This window comes from Necropsobacter rosorum, from assembly GCF_964241405.1.
GTDB lineage: Bacteria > Pseudomonadota > Gammaproteobacteria > Enterobacterales > Pasteurellaceae > Necropsobacter > Necropsobacter rosorum.
In genome coordinates, this window is sequence record NZ_CAXSXF010000004.1 from 59,299 (window position 1) to 81,450 (window position 22,152).

The window sequence follows — 22,152 nt, forward strand, 5'->3', positions numbered from 1 at the left end:
GAATGAATGGCAAAAGAAGATAGTATCGAGATGCAGGGCACTATTTTAGAAACCCTGCCGAACACGATGTTTCGTGTGGAGTTGGAAAACGGTCATGTTGTGACAGCTCATATTTCGGGGAAAATGCGTAAAAACTATATCCGTATTCTAACCGGTGATAAAGTGACTGTTGAAATGACACCTTATGATTTAAGCAAAGGTCGTATCATCTTCCGCAGCCGTTAATAGGTTCCCCTTAAGAAACACCAAGTTCGAGAACTTGGTGTTTTTCATTAAATTCGGCAAATTTACACCGCACTTTTCAGCCATCGGCGTTTTATCAGCAGCCCCATACCGCGCAATGCGACCAGCAGCACGCTTAACAGATACAGCGGCATGGCGCCGAATGCGGCATAGGGGGTTTTTCCCTGTGTCGGGGCGATTTTTTGCGTGAGCGTGGTTTCGATAAATTGCGGCGCCTGCGCCGTGATCTTGCCGCCGGCATCGATAAATACCGTGATGCCGGTGTTAGTCGCGCGGATTACCGGTTTGCCGGTTTCCAGTGCGCGCATACGCGCCATTTGCAAATGCTGCCACGGGCCGATACTGTCACCGAACCAAGCGTCATTGGAAACCGTCAGGATAAAATCGCTCTCGCTGCGCAAATTCTGCTGTAACTGGGCGCCGAAAATAATTTCATAACAAATCGCCGGAGTGAAACGGCGGTTTTTTGCCACGAGCGGCGGCTGAATTTTATCCCCGCTCTGAAACGCCGACATCGGTAGATTAAACACGCTGCCGAGCGGACGCAGCAGTGTTTCCAGCGGCACATATTCGCCGAAAGGCACCAGATGATGTTTGCTGTAACGGTTTGCGCTATCCGGGCGGTACGGATATTGCGCATTACCGACATTAATAATGGAATTCAATAACTTACCGTGACGTTCATCCTCATAAACGGTGCCGATAATCAGCTCGCTGCCCGCTTGCTGCGCGGCCTGCTGTAAGGTGTTGAAAAAAGGCTGAATTTCATTTTCCCACAGCGGTAACGCAGCTTCCGGCAAGATGATGAGATCGGTTTTTCCCAGTTGCTGATTAATTAATTTGCTGTAAATTTCAAAGGTTTGATAAACATAATCAGGATCCCACTTCAAATTCTGCTCGATATTGCCCTGAATCAGCGTTACCGTCAGCGCTTTATCCGCCGCATTTTTAACATAACTCAGCGAAGAGGACAGCCCGCTTAAAGCGCCGATCAGCAATAATAACAACAGGTTAGAGAGAACAACGGCTGCTTTGCGCGGTGCTTGCCATAAGGCACAAAGGATGTTGAACACGACCGCACTGACCCACATTACAAAAAAGGTCAGCCCTTCCACACCGAACAGCGGTGCCAGCCCGGCAAAAGGGCTGTCAATCTGGGTATAGCCGAATTGCAGCCACGGGAAACCGGTGAAAACCCAGCCGCGCAAAAACTCCGTAAAAGTCCAGATCACCGGGAAAATCGCCGCACTACGAACCTGAAAACGCCGCACCAGATAAACGAACAACAAGGGATATAACGATAAATAAGCCGCCAGCAGCAACACCAACAAATAGCTGAGCCACAACGGCGCGCCGCCGAATTGGTGAATACTGACATGCAGCCAGTTCACGCCGAAGGTGAAAAAGCTCATGCCCCACAGAAATGCGGCGCAAAGTGCGGTCTTTTTGCGTGCAGTTTTGGCGACCCACAACAAACCGAGTAACGAAAGATAGGCCAAACCCCAGAGATCAAAAGGGGAAAAGGCGAACACGCCTAATCCCCCGCTGATCAACGCGATAAGATAGATAACATAATTTTTCATGAATGATCGTCTGTGTTGTCTTCAGTTTTTTCCATTTCCGCCAGCTGCTCGTCCGGCACCGTGACTCTTAACTGAATAATGCGGCGACTGTCCGCCGAGGTGACTTTAAAATCTAACTTGCCGAGCGTAATTTCTTCCCCGCGTTTCGGCAGATAACCGAACGCCTGCATAACCAGCCCGCCGATGGTGTCCACTTCCTCATCGGCAAAATCGGTGCTGAACTGTTGATTGAAATCATCAATGTCGGTCAACGCGCGTACCGTATAAGTATGGCGCGACAGCTGACGGATATCCACCACGTCTTCTTCATCGAATTCGTCTTCAATATCGCCGACGATTTGCTCCAGAATATCTTCAATCGTCACCAAACCGGACACCGCACCGAACTCGTCCACCACAATCGCCATATGAAAACGTTCGGAACGAAAATCCTTCAGCATGCGATCCACCCGTTTACTTTCAGGCACAATCACCGCCGGGCGCAGCAACGGCAGCAAGTCAAATTGCTCCGCGTCGGAATGCAAAAAACGGAGCAAATCCTTGGCATGCAAAATACCGGCGATATTATCGCGATCGCCGCTGATCACCGGAAAGCGGGAATGGGCGCTTTCAATAATGGTTTGCAGACAAGAATCCTGATCCTGTGCGGTTTCGATAAAAATAATCTGCGAGCGCGGAATCATAATATCACGCACGCGCAACTCGGCGATTTCCATTACGCCTTCGATCATCTCACGCGTATCCAGATCGATCAGTTCATTTTGTTCGGAGTCTCGGATCACTTCCACCAGTTCATCACGATTTTTAAGTTCGCCCTGAAAAAAGCGGCCGAAAAGGGACTGAAAAAAGCTTTTTTTTGTGCTGTTTTCCGCTTGATGTGAATTTTCTTCGTTGTTCATACTTATTTAATACATTACCGTCGTATCGACAGGGGGAAATTATCATATTTTATCAGCGATAGCAAAATAAAAACGCCTGCGGATTCAGCGCAGGCCCTCTTATTTTAAGGCTTAACAGGAAAAGCAGAATCTGGTCCAATGACGGTATGGCCGTCCGGCCTTGCTTATCCCGCCGAAACGCCACCATTCCGGATGATTCGGCGTATCGGGCAGCGCTTGGGTTTCCAGGGCGATACCGGCATAATCCGCATAATGTCCGCCGTCGCGCCGCGGTGTGGCGCCGAGAAAATTACCGCTGTACACCTGTAATGCCGGCTGCGAGGTAAACACTTGCAATGTGGCGGAGCGGTCAAGTGCGGTCAGAATCGCACAAGGTTTGTCCGCTTGTCCGTTGAGCAGAAAAGCATGATCGTATCCCTTGGTGATATGCTGTTCTTCCTGCATAAAATCCAGTCCGATAGGCTTTTCCTCAGTAAAATCAAAACTGCTGTAGCGCACCGCTTTTAACGGCGCGTTCGGAATGCCGTCGCTATCCACCGGTAAAAAATAATCCGCGTTCAATTGCAGCGAGTGGGCGCGAATATCCATGCCGTTCTCCGCATCATTCAGATTAAAATAGGCATGGTTAGTCAGATTAAGCGGCGTATCCCGATCCGCAACGGCATCAAACTCGATCGACACCGCATTATCCTCGCTTAAACGGTAGGTTACGCCTACGCGGACATTGCCCGGAAAGCCCTGATCGCCGTGCGCTGAAAAATGGCAAAAACGCACGAAATTTTCACCGCACTTTTCCACTTGCCAGCGCCGCTGATCAAAACCGCGTCCGCCGTGCAGCTGATGTCGGCCCTGATTGGCGGTCAGCTTTACCGTCTCGCCGTTTAAACGAAAGCGCGCCCCGCCGATGCGATTGGCGTAACGCCCGATCGTCGCGCCCAGATAGGCCTGCTGTATCGGGTAATCCTGTAGCCGACAGCCCAGCAGCATTTCGCGCAATTGTCCGCCCACCGGCACCAGACAGGAAAGCCAGCTTGCGCCCCAGTCCATCAGGCGAATCTGCATGCCATGACGGTTGGTTAAACTAAAAACACGAAACGGCTGACCGTCCGGCGCCGTCGCTTGCGTATATTGTCTTAGCATACGGTAACTCCTTGCGAAGCCGTGCAGACATAAAAATCCTCCTTCAGCCCGGTTTGTTTTTCGTAATTATCGGCAATCATGTTGCGCACCGCCGCCACACAATCCGCCGGCGCCACCGCCACGATACAACCGCCGAAGCCGCCGCCAGTCATACGCGCTCCGCCGCGGTTGCCCAGTGCGGTCTGCGCCAGTTCCACCAGAAAATCAATTTCCGGTACGGTGATAGCGAAATCATCGCGCATAGAGGCATGCGATTGCGCCATTAATTCGCCCAAGCGGGATAAATCGCCCTGCCGCAACGCCTGTGCCGCCTCCAGTACCCGCTGATTTTCGCTAATCACATGTTTCGCCCGTTTTGCCGTTTCCGCATCCAGCGCCGCCAATTCCTTCTCTTTCTGCTTAAATTGTGCCAGCGACACATCACGCAGCGCCTTCACCCCGAAAAATGCCGCCGCCCGTTCGCATTGCCGGCGGCGGGTATTGTATTCGCCGCTGACCAGATCATGTTTCACATGCGAATTGATAATCATCACCGCCGCATTGTGCGGTATCGGGATCGGCGTGGTATCCAGCGAGCGGCAATCGATCAGCAATAAATGATCTTGCTGCCCCAACGCGGAAATCAGCTGATCCATATTGCCGCAATTGGCACCGACGAACTGATTTTCCGCCTGTTGCCCAATTAATGCGATTTCCGTATCGGTTAGCGGCAATGAGCCGAGCTGCTGGCAGAATTTGCCCACCGCCACTTCCAGCGAGGCGGAAGAACTCAGCCCGGCAGATAACGGCACATTGCCGCTGATTACCAAATCCGCGCCCTGACTAAATGTCGGACAGCGCTGCTGAATAAATTTCACCACGCCGCGCACATAGCCCGTCCATTTCTGTGCCGGGTTCGGCACAATTTCCTGATCCAGGCGGAATTCATCAAACTGATCAAAATCCGCCGCATACACTTTAAAAATATGGTCATTGCGTTTCGCACCGCTGATCGCCGTGCCGTAGTTAATGGCGCACGGCATCACAAAGCCATCGTTATAATCCGTATGTTCGCCGATAATATTCACCCGTCCCGGCGCGTAAACATGATGGGTTGAAGTGCGGTTAAATTTTTCACTGAATAAGCCTGTTGCGGTCTGCTGAGGATTCATTCTCTTTCTCCAAATAAACAGATTTTTCAAAGTGCGGTCTAAAACGCCGCCGTTTATGATTATTTTCCTCGGGAATCAATAAGATATTCGTACTTTACCGACGCCGGCGCAGCTCGCCTTTAGGGCTGATGCGCCTTTGCCACATCCTCTTATGATTGCTCTTTATAATGCGTTTCACTTAATTCCCGTAAGCGCGCCGCTGCCTGCTCCGCCGTTAAATCCCGCTGGCTTTCGCCCAGCATTTCGTATCCCACCATAAACTTACGCACCGTCGCCGAGCGCAGTAACGGCGGGTAAAAATGCGCGTGCAGCTGCCAGTGCGCATTCTCCTCACCATTAAACGGCGCGGCATGAAAGCCCATGGAATACGGAAAGGATACATTAAACAGATTGTCGTATTTGGTGGTCAGTTTTTTCAGCGCAACGGCCAGATCCTGCGTTTGCGCCGCCGTCATCTCGGTTAAGCGCTTAATCTGAGTTTTCGGCAGCAGCAGGGTTTCAAACGGCCAGACCGCCCAATAAGGCACCAGCGCGACCCAATGGTCGGTTTGCACGACGATGCGTTCGTTTAACGCCAGTTCGCGCTGTACATAATCCACTAACAGCACCGAACCGTGCCGGCGTAAATACTCACGCTGCGTCGCATCTTCACGCGCCACTTCGTTCGGTAAAAAACTGTTCGCCCAAATTTGACCGTGCGGGTGCGGATTCGAGCAGCCCATGGCGGCGCCTTTATTTTCAAAAATCTGTACCCATTGATATTTTTGTCCCAGCTCGTTTAACTGCTGTTGCCATACCCGAATCACTTCGCTGATCTCATCGACGCTAAGCAACGGCAAGGTTTTGCTGTGATCCGGCGAAAAGCACACCACCCGGCTTTCTCCCCGCGCCGGTGCGCTTCTGAACAGGGGATCGGCGCTTTCCGGCGGAGTTGGCGTGTCTTCCAGCAAGGCGGAAAAATCGTTTTTAAACACAAAAGGTTTATGGTAAACCGGATTTTGTTCGCCGCTGATGCGCCGGTTGCCCGGACAAAGATAACAGGCGGGATCGTAAGCCGGTTTTTGTTCTTCCGCCGTTTTTTCCTGCTGCCCTTGCCACGGCCGTTTTGCGCGGTGAGGCGAAACCAGCACCCATTGCGCCGTCAGCGGATTATAACGACGATGCGGATGTTCGGTCGGGATAAATGCTTCTGTCATAATCACCTCTCAAAAATGAAAACGGTTACAAAGAGATCGCTGCATAAGATAGCAGATAAAAAAAAATAAACCATTATCCAGATCACAAAATTGGTAAAAAGTCGGATTTTTTTGGCAGTTAACCCTGCTTTTTCAACGTAACCGCTTTCAATTTTATCGGTTTTATATATCATATAGGCAGCCTATTAACCTAAAATGCAGGAAAATGCTATGATTACGATTCGTGATGTGGCGGAACAGGCCGGCGTTTCCGTCGCCACCGTCTCCCGTGTATTGAATAATCATCCGTCATCCAGTAAAAAGGCGCGTCTGGCGGTACAAAGTGCGGTGGAAAAACTGGGTTATCGCCCGAATGCCAACGCACAGGCGCTTGCATTGCAGAATACGGACACCATCGGCGTGGTGGTGACGGACGTGACCGATCCCTTCTTTGCGATTCTGGTCAAAGCGGTGGATAAGGTCGCCGAGGAGCATCAGAAAACCATTTTAATCGGTATCGGCTATCACAATGCGGAAAAGGAACGCAAGGCTATCGACACCCTGCTGCGTAAGCGTTGCAGCTGTCTGGTGGTGCATTCCAAAGCCCTCAGTGATGATGAGCTGCGCGATTATCTGAGCAAAATTCCGGGCATGGTGATTATTAACCGTATCGTGCGCGGTTATGAGAAACGCTGCGTCAGTCTGGATAACCGCAAAGGCACCTTTTCGGCAACGGAAATGCTGATTGGGTTGGGGCATAAAAATATCGGTTACATCGGTTCCAACCATAAAATCACCGATGAAACGGAACGCATCGAGGGCTATCTGAGCGCCCTTCGGCATTATGCGCTGTCCGTCAAAGAACATATGATCACGCACAGCAGCCCTGATTTTGAAGGCGGCGAGGAGGCGATGATCAATCTGTTAAGTTATAATTCCGATCTGACTGCGGTGGTTGCCTATAACGACAGTATGGCGGCCGGTGCGATTTCCGTTTTGAGTGAAAATAATATCAATGTGCCGAAACAGTTTTCCATTATCGGTTTTGATGATATGCCGATTGCCAGATACCTTATTCCGAAACTCACTACTATTCGCTATCCTATTGATTTAATGGCGAGTTATGCCGCTAATCTGGCGTTAAGTTTAGTCGATAAAAGCATAAAAACGCCCGAACATATTCAGTTTAATCCCACATTAGTCAGACGTTTTTCCACTGGTAACTTCGCCTGAGGCGTGATCCGCATCACATTTTTCGGCATTGTTTTGTAATCGCTTTCATAAATGTGAGAGCGATCACAGTCTTCCTCCCGCTTTTCCTATATGCTCTAAACGCTGGTATGACCTGAGGCTCACAGCGTAATATCCATCAACTGATCATCAATGTACTCAAGGAGCGTTTTTATGAAAAAAACAGTATTAAGTGCGGTCGCTTTCGCCGTAGGTTTAAGCCTTGCCACCACTGCGGCACAAGCGGCAACCCGTATCGGTGTAACCATTTACAAATATGATGATAACTTTATGTCACTGATGCGTAAGGAAATCGATAAAGAGGCGAAACAGCTTAAAGACGTTGAACTGCTGATGAACGATTCACAAAATGCGCAATCCATTCAAAATGACCAGGTTGATGTATTACTTTCCCGCGGTGTCAAAGCATTAGCGATTAACCTTGTTGACCCGGCGGCCGCCCCGACGATTATCAATAAAGCCAAACCGGATGATATTCCGGTGGTGTTCTTTAATAAAGATCCGGGCGCCAAAGCCATCGGCAGCTATGACAACGCTTATTATGTGGGCACCGATCCGAAAGAATCCGGTCTGATTCAGGGCGATTTGATTGCGAAACACTGGAAAGCTAATCCGGCATACGATTTAAATAAAGACGGCAAAATTCAATATGTTCTGTTAAAAGGTGAACCGGGTCATCCCGATGCCGAAGCGCGTACCAAATACGTTATCGAGCAGTTAAACAGCCAAGGCATTCCAACCGAACAATTATTTATCGATACCGGCATGTGGGATGCGGCAATGGCCAAAGATAAAACCGATGCCTGGTTGTCCAGTTCCAAAGCCAACGATATCGAAGTGATTATCACCAATAACGACGGCATGGCGATGGGCGCGCTGGAAGCCACCAAAGCGCACGGTAAAAAACTGCCGATCTTCGGTGTAGACGCCTTGCCGGAAGTGCTGCAACTGATCAAAAAAGGCGAAATTGCCGGTACCGTGTTGAACGACGGTGTCAATCAGGCGAAAGCCGTAGTGCAGTTATCGGATAATCTGGCGCACGGAAAAGCCGCCACCGAAGGTACCGACTGGAAACTACAGGATCGCGTAGTGCGCATTCCTTATGTCGGCATCGATCAAGATAATTTAGCCGAGTTTTTAAAATAATAGTCGTAATCATCAGGGGAGATCCGTCTCCCCTTTTCTGTGAGGTTGGAGATGACAGTACACACTCAAACTCAAGACGGCGAAGTGCTGCTCACCATGACAAATGTCAGCAAATCCTTTCCCGGGGTGAAAGCGCTGGATCACGCCAATCTGACCGTGCGTTCGCATTCGGTTCACGCCCTGATGGGGGAAAACGGGGCGGGTAAATCCACATTATTAAAATGTCTATTCGGCATTTATGCCAAAGACGAAGGGGAAATTCTGTTCCTCAATCAACCCGTCAATTTTAAAACCTCGAAAGAAGCGCTTGAAAACGGGATCTCCATGGTGCATCAGGAACTGAATCTGGTGCGTCAGCGCAATGTAATGGATAACCTGTGGCTGGGTCGCTATCCGCTAAAAGGGCCGTTCGTCGATCACGCCAAAATGTACCGCGATACCAAAGCGATTTTCGACGAACTGGATATTAAAATCGATCCGAAAGAAAAGGTTGCCAATCTGTCCGTTTCCCAAATGCAGATGATCGAAATCGCCAAAGCCTTTTCTTATCATGCCAAAATCGTCATTATGGACGAACCGACCTCTTCCCTGTCGGAAAAGGAGGTGGATCATCTGTTTAAAATCATCGCCAAACTGAAACAGCGTGGCTGCGGCATTATTTATATTTCCCATAAAATGGATGAAATTTTCAAGATTTGCGATGAAATTACGATTCTGCGCGACGGCAAATGGATCAACACCGTGCCGGTTAAAGGTTCCACCATGGACGGCATTGTCGCTATGATGGTGGGACGCGAACTCACTCAGCGTTTCCCGGAAAAAACCAACGCCCCGAAAGAAGTGATTCTGGAAGTGGAACATCTGAGCGCCAAAAACCAGCCTTCCATTCAGGATGTCAGTTTTGAGCTGCGCAAAGGCGAAATTCTGGGCGTCGCCGGACTGGTCGGCGCGAAACGTACCGATATCGTGGAAACCATTTTCGGCGTGCGGGAACGCAGCGGCGGTACGGTTAAGCTGAACGGAAAAACCGTGAAAAATCACACCGCACTTGAAGCGATTAATAACGGTTTTGCCTTAGTCACTGAAGAACGCCGCTCCACCGGCATTTACGCCAATCTGAGCATCGAGTTCAACTCTTTGATTTCGAATATGAAATCCTATATCAGTTCATGGGGATTGCTGAGTAATAAAAAAATGAAAAGCGACACCCAATGGGTCATCGATGCGATGAATGTCAAAACGCCGTCCCATAAAACCACGATCGGTTCGCTGTCCGGCGGTAATCAGCAGAAAGTGGTTATCGGCCGCTGGCTGCTGACCCAGCCGGAAATTCTGATGCTAGACGAACCGACCCGCGGCATTGATGTCGGAGCAAAATATGAAATTTATCAGTTAATTATGCAGCTGGCGCAAAAAGACAAGGGAATTATTATGATCTCGTCCGAAATGCCGGAATTATTAGGCATTACCGATCGTATTTTAGTGATGAGCAACGGTAAGGTCGCCGGTATCGTGGAAACGGCGAAAACCTCGCAAGAGGAGATCTTGCAGCTTGCCGCCAAATATTTATAACAAGCGTTGAAAAGGAATAGCATTATGGCCGTTAAACCACATAAAACCTGGGATTTCTTTAAACAGAACGCGATTTATTTCGTGTTGTTAATCCTGCTTTTAATTATTATTTCGCAAGACCCGACGTTCCTGAACGTGATGAATTTCAGTAATATTCTGACTCAATCTTCCGTACGTCTGATTATCGCGCTGGGTATCGCCGGCCTACTGGTGGTACAGGGTACCGACTTATCCGCCGGTCGTCAGGTCGGTCTGGCCGCCGTGGTGTCCGCCACCATGCTGCAATCGATGGAAAATCTGAACCGCGTATTTCCGGAGCTGCCGGAATTGCCGATTCCCGTGGTGATTCTGGCGGTTTGTGCGGTCGGTGCCGTGATCGGTCTGCTCAACGGTTTCGTGATTGCCGTGCTGAACGTCACGCCGTTTATCGCCACTATGGGCACCATGATCATCGTCTATGGCATTAACTCGCTGTACTACGATGCGGTAGGTTCCTCGCCGATTGCCGGTTTTACCGAAAGTTTTTCCACCTTTGCGCAGGGCTTTTTCCGGCTCGGTTCCTTTAAGCTGTCGTATATTACCATTTATGCGGCTATCGCCACCGTGATTATGTGGATACTCTGGAACAAAACCCGTTTCGGTAAAAATATTTTCGCCATCGGCGGCAATCCTGAAGCGGCGCGTGTTTCCGGGGTAAATGTGGTGCGCAATCTGCTGGTGATCTACACCTTAGCCGGCGTGTTCTACGCCTTCGGCGGGATGCTGGAAGCCGGCCGTATCGGCAGTGCGACCAACAACTTAGGCTTTATGTATGAAATGGATGCCATTGCCGCCTGCGTGGTGGGCGGGGTTTCCTTTGCCGGCGGTGTCGGTACCATTATCGGGGTGGTTACCGGGGTATTGATCTTTACCGTAATCAACTACGGGCTGACCTATATCGGTGTCAACCCTTACTGGCAATACATCATCAAAGGCAGCATCATCATTCTGGCGGTCGCCATCGACTCGCTGAAATACGCGAAGAAAAAATAATTCTGCAATACGGTGGGAATTACCCCACCGTTTCAAGCATCACTTTTTACCGACTAAAAAAACTCACCAAAAAAAGACCGCACTTTAAGTCGTGCGGTCTTTTCGTTTGTTATGCTTTTACATTACTTGGCTAAAATATTTTGTATCGCCTGATAAATCGCCTGTGCCGGCGCGCCGGATAATGCGTTGCCGTCTTCATCGGAAATTACCACCGCACTTTGTTTGCCCAGCGCGCTCAGCTGCATCGAATATGCGCCTTTTTCCAGTTCCGGTCGCATCACGCCGAAACGCCGCCATTCATCGGCATCCAACGGTTTATATTTCAGTTCACGATAACCGCGACCGCCGTTTTCCGCTGTAATCTCAAAACCGAGTAATGGCAATGCGCCGCCCAATCTCGCCCAAGCCTGATTAAACGGTGCGCCCAGCGCCAGCGCCGTACGTCCGTTGTTATCGGTGGTTAATGCGGACTGAATCGGTGTCTGCACCGCATTATTCAAATCCTGCTGCTGTTTGCGGTATACGCTGTTCAGCTCGCCCACCAATTGATTTAAGCGATCCGAGGTATAGCGTTGCTTGTCGGTCACGCTCGGGGTGAAAATAATATTATCCCGTTTCATATCCAAGACAGAAATCGCCAGCGCGCTTGCATCACGGGTCGCCACCTGTTCGATCTGATAACGGATTTGGGTATCGCCCACATCGTCGGCCCGACCGGTCGGCGCCCAGTCGGTGACCAGCTGACCGTTCTGCGCGCTATAGGTAATGCCCTGCTCTTTCAGTAAACGTTCCACCTGTTTTAAATTATAGACTTCCTGTTTTTCCAGCGGATACACGATTAACGAACGCTCACCGTCAAACTGTGCGATCGAATTGTTGATCATGGCAATCGGCATTGTCGGCGGACGGATATCCACGCTTTGACTCGGTGTAACCTTAACCTGCGGCAGCTGATAGGTTTGATCCTGTTTCGGCAGCGTAACGCCGCCGCTTGCCAATGGCACAAACGCCGGCAGATCACGACCTTTCTCAGCGAAATTATCATTAGACTGCTGCTTGCTTTCGTTACTCACGGAACAAGCCGTCAGCGTCGTTAATATCGTCGCGGTAAGTAACCACTTTTTCATATAGGTATTCCTCGGGTTCAAATCAATGCGGGGATTCCCGCTGTTCCATGTTGTTTCGTCAGTGTTTGACAACAGATCAAACAAAAAGTTTAGGGTCTGCATTCATCCTGCAGACCCTAAACGAAAAATCAAACCGGTTTATAGCAGACCGGCGGTTTTTAAGGCATCCAGCACTTTCGGCTGCGCGCCGGCACTTAACGTGGTCAGCGGTAAACGCAGCACCGGTTCGGGAATTAAGCCCAGTTTATAGCACGCCCATTTAACCGGAATCGGATTCGATTCGATAAACAGATTTTTATGCAACGCCATCAGACGCTGATTAATCGCTTCCGCTTCCTCAAATTTACCGGCCAGCGCAAGATTACACATTTTCGCCATATCCGCCGCCGCCACATTATTGGTGACGGAAATCACGCCCTCGCCGCCGGCTTTCATGCTCTCCAGACCGGTGGCATCATCGCCACTTAATACGATAAATTCCTCACCGGCCAGCTGTTTGATTTTCGCCACCCGACTGACATCGCCGGTAGCTTCTTTAATCGCGACGATATTTTTCACTTCGGCCAGACGCCCCACGGTTTCCGGCTGCATATCACTGCCGGTACGCCCCGGCACATTATATAAAATCTGCGGTAAATCGGTACATTCGGCAATGGCCTTGAAATGCTGATACATGCCTTCCTGAGTCGGTTTATTATAATAAGGCACAACGGACAAACAACCGGCGACGCCGCTGTCATTCAACAGTTTGGTCATGGTGATTGCCTCGCTGGTGGCGTTCGCCCCGGCGCCGGCGATAACCGGAATCCGCCCGGCGGCAAATTCCACGGTTTTTAAGATGGTCTTGACATTTTCTTCAATGCTTAAGGTGGCGGATTCGCCCGTAGTGCCTACCGACACAATACCGTGCGTTCCTGCCGCCACATGATATTCAACCAATTTTTCCAATGCGTCGAAATCCACTTCGCCGTGATTGTCCATCGGGGTAACCATTGCGGTGATACTGCCGAAAAACAAAGGATTGCTCGCAGTCATAAAAACCTCCAGATTTATTTTTGTTATCGATGCCGAGTCTGCTTGAAAAAGTTTATTTAAGATCGCTAAAATAGCCTGAATTTGCAAGCGATTTTTTTCATTTTTTAGATATGGCACAAATTTTTTAAGGAGATTTTAAATGAACCGATTAAACGCCGGCGCACCCGCACCGCACTTTCAACTGCCGGATCAAAACAACACGCCGGTTTCGCTGACAGATTTTGCCGGTAAAAAAGTGCTGGTTTATTTTTACCCTAAAGCGCTGACGCCCGGCTGTACCACACAGGCCTGCGGATTGCGCGACAGCAAAAGCGAGCTGGATAAATTAGGCGTGGCGGTTGTGGGCATCAGCCCCGACAGTCCGTCAAAACTGGCCGCGTTTAGCGAGAAAAAAGCCTTAAATTTCACTCTGTTATCCGATGTGGATCATCACGTTGCCGAGCAGTTCGGCGTATGGGGCGAAAAGCAATTTATGGGGCGCACCTTCGACGGCATTCACCGCATCAGCTTTTTGATTGATGAACAGGGCAATATCGAGCAGGTTTTCGATAAATTCAAAACCCGCGATCATCATCAGGTGGTGCTGGATTATCTGTTACAAAAACAGCCGAAAAAATAACCGCACTTTCAGCGCCTCTACATCCCGCCCGGCCAAATTCCGCAGCCGGACGGGGCTTGAACTTGGTGCGTTAATGCCGTTTACAGGCCGCCAGAATATCCAGCTGCGGTTGGTAAACGGCGGTTTTTAAATTCATATCCATCATACCGATAACCGTACTGAATAAGTTATCGTGGGAAAACGGTTCGGTTTTCGCCCGCGCTCTGAGGCAATCCAGATCGACGCCCTCATTCTTTTGCCAGGTTTTTGAAAACCAGAAGATCATCGGCACTCGGGTTTGCTGTTCTGGTGCGATGGCGTAAGGCGCGCCGTGCAGATACATGCCGTTCTCACCGAGGGATTCGCCGTGATCGGACACATAATAGACCGCACTTTCCAGATCATCGCGGTGTTCCAGTTTGCCGATCACCGTATTTAAGAAATTATCAATATACAAAATCCCGTTGTCATAGGTATTCACCAGCTGTTCGTTACTGCAATTCTGAATCTGGTTGGTATCGCAGGTGGGCAGAAATTTGCGGAATGCCGGCGTATAACGTTCGTAATAGGTCGGCCCGTGGCTGCCGATGGTATGCAAAATCAGCACCGTATCTTTATTGGTTTCATTCAGGATTTTATCAAAATCCCGCAGCAACACTTCATCCAGACATTCGCCTTCGGTGCAGTATTCTTTCAGTGTCATATTCACCGTTTCATTCGGCACGCGCACACACACGCCCTTGCAGTCGCTGTTGTTATCCAGCCAGAAAATATTCACCCCCGCCCGTTGCAGCACATCCAGCAGATTATCCATTTTTTCCGCTTTGGAACCGTCGTACTGATCTTTGTTCAAAAAAGAAAACATACAAGGCACCGACACCGCCGTCGCCGTGCCGCAGCTGGTGACATGGTTGAAATTAATCACCTCATCGCCGCGCGCCGCCAGTTGCGGCGTGGTTTGCCGCGCATAACCGTTTAATCCCCAGTTTTGCGCGCGGGTGGTTTCGCCCACCACAATCACGGTGAAATGGCGGTAAGGATCCGGTTTTGCCTGCTGTGCGTCCAGCCCGATCCGCTCATACGGCCGGTTTGCATCGCGCAGGCGTTTGAGTTTATTCACGCCCGCCGTAATAAAGTTTGACGGCAAAATCAGGTTCACCACCGGTTTATTGTTGCGCACAAAGGCGGCGTAATCCTGAAAGAAAAATTTTGCGATGCCGACAATCACCAGCGCAGAAAGCACAATAGCGCCGAGCCGGAAACCGATTTCCGCAACGGTGCGGCGGTAATCCACCTTCACCGCCAGATACAACAACGCCGGCAGCAGCCCGAACAGCACAATCCACCCCACATACTGCCAGGTTACCATGCGCGCGCTTTCCGCCGGCGTGGTTTGCAGCACGTTTTCCAGCATATCCGTGGTGAAATACACATCCAGAAAAACTTCGCTGTACGCTATCGCCGCGCTGATAATCAGCAACAGCGGCATAATAATTTTATGCAGCAGCGGCAGCGCCAAGAGCTGAAAAACGGCATTCAGCGTGAAAAACACGAAAAACGGCACGGTCAGCAAGAAATAATCTTCCGGCTTACCGCTAAACGGATGAAGCGCCAGCACTTTGCTGTAAAAGGCGAAATTCAGTACCAAGGTAAAATACAGCGCTGTCAGCGCAATCAGCGCCGAGCTGGTTAAATGCAAACGTGGAAATCGAAACATAAAAATCCTGCTAAAATCGTTAGTGGTTACGCAGGCATTAGACGGACGGGCAAAATAAAAGTTCATGCCGGAAAAAGATATTTTCAGGCCGAAACCGTTTTAGGAATAAACAGTATGCGGGAGATAAAAATTCGGGATAAAAAAACACCGCACTTTTATGAAGTGCGGTGTTTTTTTTCATCGTTTTTACGCTTAATGCGTGCTGGTGCTGGTCGTGGTGCGGTTGGCGCGTTTGCGATCCATTTCCGTCAACAGTTTCTTACGGATACGGATGGAAACCGGCGTCACTTCCACCAGTTCATCGTCGTCGATAAACTCAATAGCCTGTTCAAGGGAGAACTTAATCGGCGTGGTCAGCTGAATCGCATCGTCCTTACCGGAGGCGCGCATATTGGTCAGCTTTTTACCTTGCAGACAGTTTACGGTCAGATCATTGGAACGGCTGTGAATGCCGATAATCTGCCCTTCATACACTTCAACCCCGTGGTCGATCATCAGTTTACCGCGTTCCTGCAATCCCCATAAGGCATAAGCCAGCGCTTTACCGGTGGCGTTTGAAATCAGCACGCCGTTTTTACGCTGTCCGATGTCGCCCGCTTTCACATCATCATAATGGCTGAAAGTGGAATACAGCAAACCGGTACCGGAAGTCATGGTCATAAATTCGTTGCGGAAGCCGATCAAACCGCGGCTTGGGATCACATATTCCAGTCGGGTACGACCTTTGCCGTCCGGAATCATGTCTTTCACTTCGCCTTTGCGGATACCCAGCGCTTCCATCACGGCGCCCTGATGTTGTTCCTCAATATCGATGGTCACCTGTTCGAACGGTTCCTGTTTGCGGCCGTTTTCTTCTTTATAAATCACTTTCGGACGGGATACCGCCAGCTCATAGCCTTCGCGGCGCATATTTTCGATCAACACGGAAAGGTGCAGTTCGCCGCGCCCGGACACCCGGAATTCATCCGGATTCTGGGTTTCTTCCACCCGCAGCGCCACATTGTGCACCAATTCTTTATTCAGGCGTTCCAGAATCTGACGGGAGGTAACGAATTTGCCCTCTTTACCGCAAAACGGCGAGGTATTCACACAGAAAAACATGGTGACCGTCGGTTCGTCCACAGTCAGCGCCGGCAGCGCTTCCACATTATTAATGTCACAAACGGTATCGGAAATATTCAGCTCGCCCAGACCGGTAATCGCCACAATATCGCCCGCCTGCGCCAGATCTTCTTCATAGCGTTGCAGACCGAGATGCCCCAGCACCTGACCGATTTTACCGTTACGGGTTTTGCCGGCGCTGTCGATAATGGTCACCGCCTGATTCGGTTTGACCGTGCCGCGTTTAATCCGCCCGATACCGATCACTCCCACATAATTATTGTAATCCAGTTGGGAAATCTGCATCTGGAACGGAGCGTTCAATTCGACTTGCGGCGGTGCGACATATTTAACAATCGCTTCAAACAACGGCGTCATATCCGCGGCCAGCGCCTCATGTTCCAAACCGGCAACGCCGTTAAGCGCGGAAGCGTAGATAATCGGGAAATCCAGTTGTTCGTCGGTGGCGCCCAGATTAACAAACAAATCGAAAACCTGATCCACCACCCAGTCCGGACGCGCGCCCGGGCGATCCACTTTATTGATCACCACAATCGGCTTTAAGCCGTGCGAAAAGGCTTTTTGCGTGACAAAACGGGTTTGCGGCATCGGGCCGTCAAAAGCGTCCACCACTAACAGTACGCTGTCCACCATCGAAAGCACACGCTCCACTTCGCCGCCGAAGTCCGCGTGTCCCGGGGTGTCCACGATATTAATACGATAACCGTTCCAGTTGATCGCGGTATTTTTGGCCAGAATCGTAATGCCGCGTTCTTTTTCCAAATCGTTGGAATCCATTACCCGTTCGTCGGTGTCGGTGCGGCTGGCTTCCAGCGTACCGGATTGTTGCAGAAGTTTATCCACCAGCGTCGTTTTACCGTGGTCAACGTGAGCGATAATTGCGATATTACGCAATTTATTAATATCAATTGTTTCTGTCATTTGATGATTCTTAATCTATTCAATAAAAGGGATTTTTGCAGCAACGGACAATGCACAATAAACGGGCATTATTCGAAAGGTGGCAGATTATACAACTTTTTCGATTGGCGGGCTATTAAATAATACGGCTCCACATGATACCGAACCGGGTATCAATTCAATAAAAGCGGCTTTAATTAAAATGGAAATAACAAAACAGCAATTAAATTAAACAAAATCACATAAAATAAATAATTTCATTGATTAATTTCAAATTAACACTTGTTTTTTATAAATGATATGTTATTTTTAGCAACGTGCTTTATAATACACAACGTCCGAATTTCACCCATCTTATTTATAGAGGATTATCTTATGTCAAAAGCAGCTGCTGTTGCGAATGTATTCAAACTGATTGAAGAAAACGACATCAAATTCGTTCTTCTGCGCTTTACCGATATCAAGGGCAAAGAACACGGCGTCTCACTGCCCGTCAGTCTGGTCGATGAAGACCTGTTTGAAGACGGTAAAATGTTCGACGGTTCATCCGTGGAAGGCTGGAAGGCCATCAATAAAGCGGATATGCTGTTAATGCCGATTGCCGAAACCGCGGTGGTCGATCCTTTCGCGCAAATCCCGACCTTATCCCTGCGCTGTAGCATTTATGAACCGAGCACCATGCAAAGTTACGATCGCGACCCGCGTTCAATCGCCACCCGCGCAGAAAACTATATGCGTTCCACCGGTATCGCCGACAACGTGTTCTTCGGCCCGGAACCGGAATTTTTCTTATTTGACGATGTGCGCTTCGAGGCGTCCATGAACGGTAATTCCTATGTGGTGGATGACATTGAAGCTGCCTGGAACACCAACAAACGCTATGAAGGCGGCAACAACGCTTACCGTCCGCTGAAAAAAGGCGGCTATTGCGCGGTGGCGCCGAATGACACGGCTCATGATCTGCGTTCCGAAATGTGTCTGCTGCTGGAAGAAATGGGCTTGGTTATCGAAGCGCATCACCATGAAGTCGCCACCGCAGGACAAAACGAAATCGCCACCCGTTTCAATTCGCTGACCTTAAAAGCCGACGAAACTCAGATTTATAAATATGTGGTGCAAAATGTTGCCGCCGAACACGGTAAAACCGCCTGCTTTATGCCGAAACCGATCACCGGCGACAACGGCTCGGGCATGCACTGCAATATGTCGCTGAGCAAAGACGGCAAAAATATCTTCCAGGGTGATAAATATGCCGGACTTTCCGAAACCGCGCTGTATTATATCGGCGGTATCATCAAACATGCCAAAGCGCTGAACGCGTTCACCAATCCGTCCACCAACTCCTACAAACGTTTGGTGCCGGGTTTTGAAGCGCCGGTATTACTGGCTTATTCCGCCAGCAACCGTTCCGCCTCAATCCGTATTCCGGCGGTTACCAGTCCGAAAGCGATCCGTATCGAAGCCCGCTTCCCGGATCCGCTGGCCAACCCGTATTTAGCGTTCTCGGCGCTGTTAATGGCGGGTCTGGACGGTATTATCAATAAAATTCATCCGGGCGATGCGATGGATAAAAATCTTTACGATCTGCCGCCGGAAGAACTGAAAGAAATCCCGGCGGTATCCAGTTCTCTGGAAGAAGCGCTGAACAGTCTGCAAAACGATTATGAATTCTTAATTCAGGGCGGCGTATTCAGCAAGGAATTTGTTGAGACCTTTATCGCCATGAAACGCAAAGAAGTGGAACGTCTGAATATGACACCGCACCCGGTGGAATTTGAGATGTACTACGCGTAATCGCCGTTAGCATCAGTTAATACAGACTTTGCACCCGCCAGCGGAACAACCGCTCAGGGTGCATTTTTTTGAGCCTGTTTCTGCCGTTGTCGGCATTATTTATTCGCCAAAATCACCGCTCTTTTCGGTGCGGGATAGCCTTCAATGGTTTTACCGTGATCCTGCGGATCAAGAAAATCAATCAGGCTTTCATTTTCCAGCCACTCGGTTTTGCGCTGCTCCTGCAGGCTCGTTACCGCCACATCAACACAGCGCACCTGCCGGAATCCCGCTTTTTCCAACCAGCGGATTAACGCCGCAACGGAAGGAATAAAATAAACGTTTTTCATTTTGGCATAACGATCCGCCGGCACCAGTACCGTATTGACATCGCCGTCCACCACCAGAGTTTCCAGCACCAGTTCGCCGCCGTTGCGCAGCTGATTTTTCAACTGGGTAAGATGCTCAAACGGCGATTTGCGATGATACAACACGCCCATGGAAAATACCGTATCGAATATCCCCAGCGGCTGCATCTGTTCAATACCCAGCGGAATCAGATTGGCACGGCGATCATTATTCAGTAATTTGCGCACCGCTTCAAACTGACACAGAAACAATTCCGTCGGATCAATACCTACCACGGTTTTGGCGCCCTCGCCGAGCATCCGCCACATATGATAACCGCTGCCGCAGCCCACATCCAGCACGATGCGATCCTGCAACGGCGCCAGATGGGGCAGAACGCGCTGCCATTTAAAATCCGAGCGCCATTCACAATCGATATGAATGCCGTGTAAATCGTACGGCCCTTTGCGCCACGGCATTAACTGTTTAAGATGATGAATAATCCGCTGCCGCTCACCCGCGGAAAGGGCAAAATCGCGCTCGGATCTGACCGCACTTTTCAGCTCAATCCGATCCGCCGTTAAGTGCGGTAGAAAATCAATCAGTTTTGCCCATTTGGCATAATCGCCGTGAGTCTGGCTTTCCCATTGTTTCAGTTGCTGCGGTAAGGTTTCCAGCCACGCGGATAGCTCTCCTACGGCGATTTGTTGATAAAACGGACGAAAATCAATCATAATGCCTCTTTATAAGCCTTTTTGGCCTGTTCGAAGGTGTTGATAACAGCCGCTTCCGGCGCGGCGGACAGTAACGATACGGCGATAATCGCAAGGCAGGCGGCGCCGAACCCCGGTATCATTTCATAGACGCCGTACCACGGACTTGTCGGCGCAATCACGCTTTTCCAGCCGAACACAGTCAGCGCCCCGACCAACATTCCCGCCAGCGCGGCAGAAGCGGTCATACGTTTCCAGAACAGAGAAAACAGCACCACCGGCCCGAATGCGCTGCCAAAGCCCGCCCAGGCAAACTGCACCAGTTGCAGCACTTTGCTGTGTTCATCCTGCGCGATCCAAATGGCGACGGCCGCAATCAGCAACACCATCGCCCGTCCCAGCCAGACCAGTTCTTTTTCCGATGCCTGCGGGCGAATAAAGCCTTTGTAAAAATCCTCGCTGATGGCGCTGGAGGAAATCAGCAGCTGGCAGCTCAGGGTACTCATCACCGCCGCCAGAATGGCGGACAGCAGCACGCCGGCAATCCAAGGATTAAACAGCAGTTTGGCCAATTCGATAAATACCTGTTCCGGTTCCTGATTCACCGTTGCCGCCGCCTGCGGCTGAGCGTAAAAATACGCGATACCGAAAAAACCGATGCCGATGGCGCCGACTAAACAGAGAATCATCCAGGTAATACTGATGCGGCGCGCATTAGTTAAGGATTTTACGCTGTCCGCCGCCATAAAACGCGCCAGAATATGCGGCTGCCCGAAATAGCCCAGCCCCCAGGCGGTCAGACTTAACAAGCCCAAAGTGGTCGTTTGGCCGAAGAGATCGGTGAAATCCTTGTGTGCCACGGATTCCGCCTGATTTAGCACCGCACTTAATGCGTCAATTCCGCCGAGGGCGACGATCACCATCACCGGCGTGAGAATCAAGGCAAAAATCATCAATGTGGCCTGAATCGTATCCGTCCAGCTGACCGCCAGAAAACCGCCGATAAACGTATAAGCAATGGTGGCGAATGCGCCGTACCAAAGTGCGGTGGAATATTGCACCGCAAACAGATTCTGAAACAATTTGGCGCCGGCCACCACACCGGAGGCGCAATAAATGGTGAAAAAAACCAGAATCACCGAGGCGGAAACGATTTTCAGCGTACTGCGACCGGCGCCGAAACGATGATGAAAATATTCCGGCAACGTCAACGCGTTATTGTTGATTTCGGTATAGACCCGCAGCCGCCCGGCCACAAACAGCCAGTTTAAATACGCGCCCAACGTTAGCCCGAGTGCGATCCAGCCTTCCACCAGTCCGGTCAGATAAACCGCGCCGGGCAATCCCATCAACAGCCAGCCGGACATATCCGACGCGCCCGCCGACATCGCGGTGACAAAGCTGCCTAAGCGGCGCCCGCCGAGAATATAATCGGACAGACTATTCGTGTAATAATATGCCAGTACCCCTATCAGCAACATCCCCAAAATATAAACCACAAAGGTAATCAGCGTCGGATCCAATCCCAACATCACGACCTCACAAAAGCTATTTAAACGCTATTTTATAGTATAAAAATTTGACAAAGGTCGCATTTTACCCTATTTGGTACTATTATTCTATTTTC

General features: G+C 50.1%; 19 protein-coding genes. 8 read left to right on the forward strand and 11 right to left on the reverse strand.

Annotated elements, in window-relative coordinates; all coding sequences use genetic code 11:
* The first annotated feature begins 6 nt into the window (after positions 1 to 6).
* Positions 7 to 225: a translation initiation factor IF-1 gene (gene infA / locus ACESOH_RS08485; RefSeq protein ID WP_032093655.1), complete on the forward strand. Its 219-nt coding sequence runs from the start codon at positions 7 to 9 to the stop codon at positions 223 to 225.
* A gap of 62 nt (positions 226 to 287) precedes the next feature.
* Here infA and lnt read toward each other — a convergent pair whose 3' ends face one another.
* The 5 genes from lnt to galT form a co-directional block, all read right to left on the reverse strand.
* Complete coding sequence (gene lnt / locus ACESOH_RS08490) at positions 288 to 1,826, reverse strand: apolipoprotein N-acyltransferase (RefSeq protein ID WP_373100727.1); 1,539 nt, start codon at positions 1,824 to 1,826, stop codon at positions 288 to 290.
* On the reverse strand, positions 1,823 to 2,725 hold the full coding sequence (corC, locus tag ACESOH_RS08495) for a CNNM family magnesium/cobalt transport protein CorC (RefSeq protein WP_373100728.1): 903 nt from the start codon (positions 2,723 to 2,725) through the stop codon (positions 1,823 to 1,825). The genes lnt and corC overlap by 4 nt, the downstream gene beginning before the upstream one ends.
* 111 nt (positions 2,726 to 2,836) lie before the next feature.
* The gene (galM, locus tag ACESOH_RS08500; protein ID WP_373100730.1) at positions 2,837 to 3,865 is read right to left on the reverse strand and encodes a galactose-1-epimerase; all 1,029 of its coding nucleotides are present in this window, start codon (positions 3,863 to 3,865) and stop codon (positions 2,837 to 2,839) included.
* The gene (galK, locus tag ACESOH_RS08505) at positions 3,859 to 5,016 is read right to left on the reverse strand and encodes a galactokinase (protein ID WP_373100731.1); all 1,158 of its coding nucleotides are present in this window, start codon (positions 5,014 to 5,016) and stop codon (positions 3,859 to 3,861) included. The genes galM and galK overlap by 7 nt, the downstream gene beginning before the upstream one ends.
* 149 nt (positions 5,017 to 5,165) lie before the next feature.
* On the reverse strand, positions 5,166 to 6,212 hold the full coding sequence (galT, locus tag ACESOH_RS08510; RefSeq protein WP_373100732.1) for a galactose-1-phosphate uridylyltransferase: 1,047 nt from the start codon (positions 6,210 to 6,212) through the stop codon (positions 5,166 to 5,168).
* 210 nt (positions 6,213 to 6,422) lie between these two features.
* Here galT and ACESOH_RS08515 point away from each other — a divergent pair, with 210 nt between their 5' ends.
* The 4 genes from ACESOH_RS08515 (at position 6,423) to mglC (ending at position 11,192) form a co-directional block, all read left to right on the forward strand.
* A complete protein-coding gene (locus ACESOH_RS08515; RefSeq protein ID WP_032093649.1) occupies positions 6,423 to 7,424 on the forward strand; it encodes a substrate-binding domain-containing protein in 1,002 nt (333 codons plus the stop codon).
* Positions 7,425 to 7,595: 171 nt separating this feature from the next.
* A complete protein-coding gene (gene mglB, locus ACESOH_RS08520) occupies positions 7,596 to 8,588 on the forward strand; it encodes a galactose/glucose ABC transporter substrate-binding protein MglB (protein WP_032093648.1) in 993 nt (330 codons plus the stop codon).
* A gap of 51 nt (positions 8,589 to 8,639) precedes the next feature.
* Positions 8,640 to 10,160, forward strand: a complete 1,521-nt coding sequence (gene mglA, locus ACESOH_RS08525; RefSeq protein WP_373100734.1) for a galactose/methyl galactoside ABC transporter ATP-binding protein MglA — start codon at positions 8,640 to 8,642, stop codon at positions 10,158 to 10,160.
* A gap of 24 nt (positions 10,161 to 10,184) precedes the next feature.
* Positions 10,185 to 11,192 (forward strand): galactose/methyl galactoside ABC transporter permease MglC, encoded by a 1,008-nt coding sequence (gene mglC / locus ACESOH_RS08530; protein WP_373100735.1) that lies wholly within the window; start codon positions 10,185 to 10,187, stop codon positions 11,190 to 11,192.
* A gap of 122 nt (positions 11,193 to 11,314) precedes the next feature.
* Here mglC and bamC read toward each other — a convergent pair whose 3' ends face one another.
* Both bamC and dapA read right to left on the reverse strand, forming a co-directional pair.
* A complete protein-coding gene (gene bamC / locus ACESOH_RS08535) occupies positions 11,315 to 12,319 on the reverse strand; it encodes an NlpB/DapX family lipoprotein (RefSeq protein WP_373100737.1) in 1,005 nt (334 codons plus the stop codon).
* A gap of 138 nt (positions 12,320 to 12,457) precedes the next feature.
* Complete coding sequence (gene dapA / locus ACESOH_RS08540) at positions 12,458 to 13,354, reverse strand: 4-hydroxy-tetrahydrodipicolinate synthase (protein ID WP_373100738.1); 897 nt, start codon at positions 13,352 to 13,354, stop codon at positions 12,458 to 12,460.
* Positions 13,355 to 13,493: 139 nt separating this feature from the next.
* Between dapA and bcp the strand changes: the two genes are divergently transcribed.
* A complete protein-coding gene (gene bcp, locus ACESOH_RS08545; RefSeq protein WP_373100739.1) occupies positions 13,494 to 13,973 on the forward strand; it encodes a thioredoxin-dependent thiol peroxidase in 480 nt (159 codons plus the stop codon).
* A gap of 70 nt (positions 13,974 to 14,043) precedes the next feature.
* Here the strand turns inward: bcp and ACESOH_RS08550 are convergent, their stop codons facing one another.
* Positions 14,044 to 15,669, reverse strand: a complete 1,626-nt coding sequence (locus ACESOH_RS08550) for a phosphoethanolamine transferase (RefSeq protein ID WP_373100740.1) — start codon at positions 15,667 to 15,669, stop codon at positions 14,044 to 14,046.
* 192 nt (positions 15,670 to 15,861) lie between these two features.
* Positions 15,862 to 17,712 (reverse strand): translational GTPase TypA, encoded by a 1,851-nt coding sequence (gene typA, locus ACESOH_RS08555; protein WP_373100742.1) that lies wholly within the window; start codon positions 17,710 to 17,712, stop codon positions 15,862 to 15,864.
* Positions 17,713 to 17,791: 79 nt separating this feature from the next.
* On the opposite strand from typA, the gene ACESOH_RS08560 reads away from it, so the two are divergent.
* Together ACESOH_RS08560 and glnA are read left to right on the forward strand one after the other, a co-directional pair.
* Positions 17,792 to 17,923: a hypothetical protein gene (locus tag ACESOH_RS08560; protein ID WP_373100744.1), complete on the forward strand. Its 132-nt coding sequence runs from the start codon at positions 17,792 to 17,794 to the stop codon at positions 17,921 to 17,923.
* 143 nt (positions 17,924 to 18,066) lie between these two features.
* Positions 18,067 to 19,485 carry a glutamate--ammonia ligase gene (gene glnA, locus ACESOH_RS08565; protein ID WP_373100746.1) on the forward strand — a complete coding sequence of 473 codons (1,419 nt, stop codon included), beginning with the start codon at positions 18,067 to 18,069 and terminating at the stop codon, positions 19,483 to 19,485.
* Positions 19,486 to 19,580: 95 nt separating this feature from the next.
* On the opposite strand, the gene cmoB is transcribed toward glnA, so the two are convergent.
* A complete protein-coding gene (cmoB, locus tag ACESOH_RS08570) occupies positions 19,581 to 20,546 on the reverse strand; it encodes a tRNA 5-methoxyuridine(34)/uridine 5-oxyacetic acid(34) synthase CmoB (RefSeq protein WP_373100748.1) in 966 nt (321 codons plus the stop codon).
* A complete protein-coding gene (gene putP, locus ACESOH_RS08575) occupies positions 20,543 to 22,057 on the reverse strand; it encodes a sodium/proline symporter PutP (RefSeq protein ID WP_373100750.1) in 1,515 nt (504 codons plus the stop codon). Before putP ends, cmoB begins: the two co-directional genes overlap by 4 nt.
* Positions 22,058 to 22,152: the final 95 nt, after the last annotated feature.

Excerpts from the sequence above, each read along its gene's own strand:
- infA (WP_032093655.1), top strand. The coding sequence starts at position 7 with ATGGCAAAAGAAGATAGTATCGAGATGCAGGGCACTATTTTAGAAACC.
- lnt (WP_373100727.1), bottom strand. The coding sequence starts at position 1,826 with ATGAAAAATTATGTTATCTATCTTATCGCGTTGATCAGCGGGGGATTA.
- corC (WP_373100728.1), bottom strand. The coding sequence starts at position 2,725 with ATGAACAACGAAGAAAATTCACATCAAGCGGAAAACAGCACAAAAAAA.
- galM (WP_373100730.1), bottom strand. The coding sequence starts at position 3,865 with ATGCTAAGACAATATACGCAAGCGACGGCGCCGGACGGTCAGCCGTTT.
- galK (WP_373100731.1), bottom strand. The coding sequence starts at position 5,016 with ATGAATCCTCAGCAGACCGCAACAGGCTTATTCAGTGAAAAATTTAAC.
- galT (WP_373100732.1), bottom strand. The coding sequence starts at position 6,212 with ATGACAGAAGCATTTATCCCGACCGAACATCCGCATCGTCGTTATAAT.
- ACESOH_RS08515 (WP_032093649.1), top strand. The coding sequence starts at position 6,423 with ATGATTACGATTCGTGATGTGGCGGAACAGGCCGGCGTTTCCGTCGCC.
- mglB (WP_032093648.1), top strand. The coding sequence starts at position 7,596 with ATGAAAAAAACAGTATTAAGTGCGGTCGCTTTCGCCGTAGGTTTAAGC.
- mglA (WP_373100734.1), top strand. The coding sequence starts at position 8,640 with ATGACAGTACACACTCAAACTCAAGACGGCGAAGTGCTGCTCACCATG.
- mglC (WP_373100735.1), top strand. The coding sequence starts at position 10,185 with ATGGCCGTTAAACCACATAAAACCTGGGATTTCTTTAAACAGAACGCG.
- bamC (WP_373100737.1), bottom strand. The coding sequence starts at position 12,319 with ATGAAAAAGTGGTTACTTACCGCGACGATATTAACGACGCTGACGGCT.
- dapA (WP_373100738.1), bottom strand. The coding sequence starts at position 13,354 with ATGACTGCGAGCAATCCTTTGTTTTTCGGCAGTATCACCGCAATGGTT.
- bcp (WP_373100739.1), top strand. The coding sequence starts at position 13,494 with ATGAACCGATTAAACGCCGGCGCACCCGCACCGCACTTTCAACTGCCG.
- ACESOH_RS08550 (WP_373100740.1), bottom strand. The coding sequence starts at position 15,669 with ATGTTTCGATTTCCACGTTTGCATTTAACCAGCTCGGCGCTGATTGCG.
- typA (WP_373100742.1), bottom strand. The coding sequence starts at position 17,712 with ATGACAGAAACAATTGATATTAATAAATTGCGTAATATCGCAATTATC.
- glnA (WP_373100746.1), top strand. The coding sequence starts at position 18,067 with ATGTCAAAAGCAGCTGCTGTTGCGAATGTATTCAAACTGATTGAAGAA.
- cmoB (WP_373100748.1), bottom strand. The coding sequence starts at position 20,546 with ATGATTGATTTTCGTCCGTTTTATCAACAAATCGCCGTAGGAGAGCTA.
- putP (WP_373100750.1), bottom strand. The coding sequence starts at position 22,057 with ATGTTGGGATTGGATCCGACGCTGATTACCTTTGTGGTTTATATTTTG.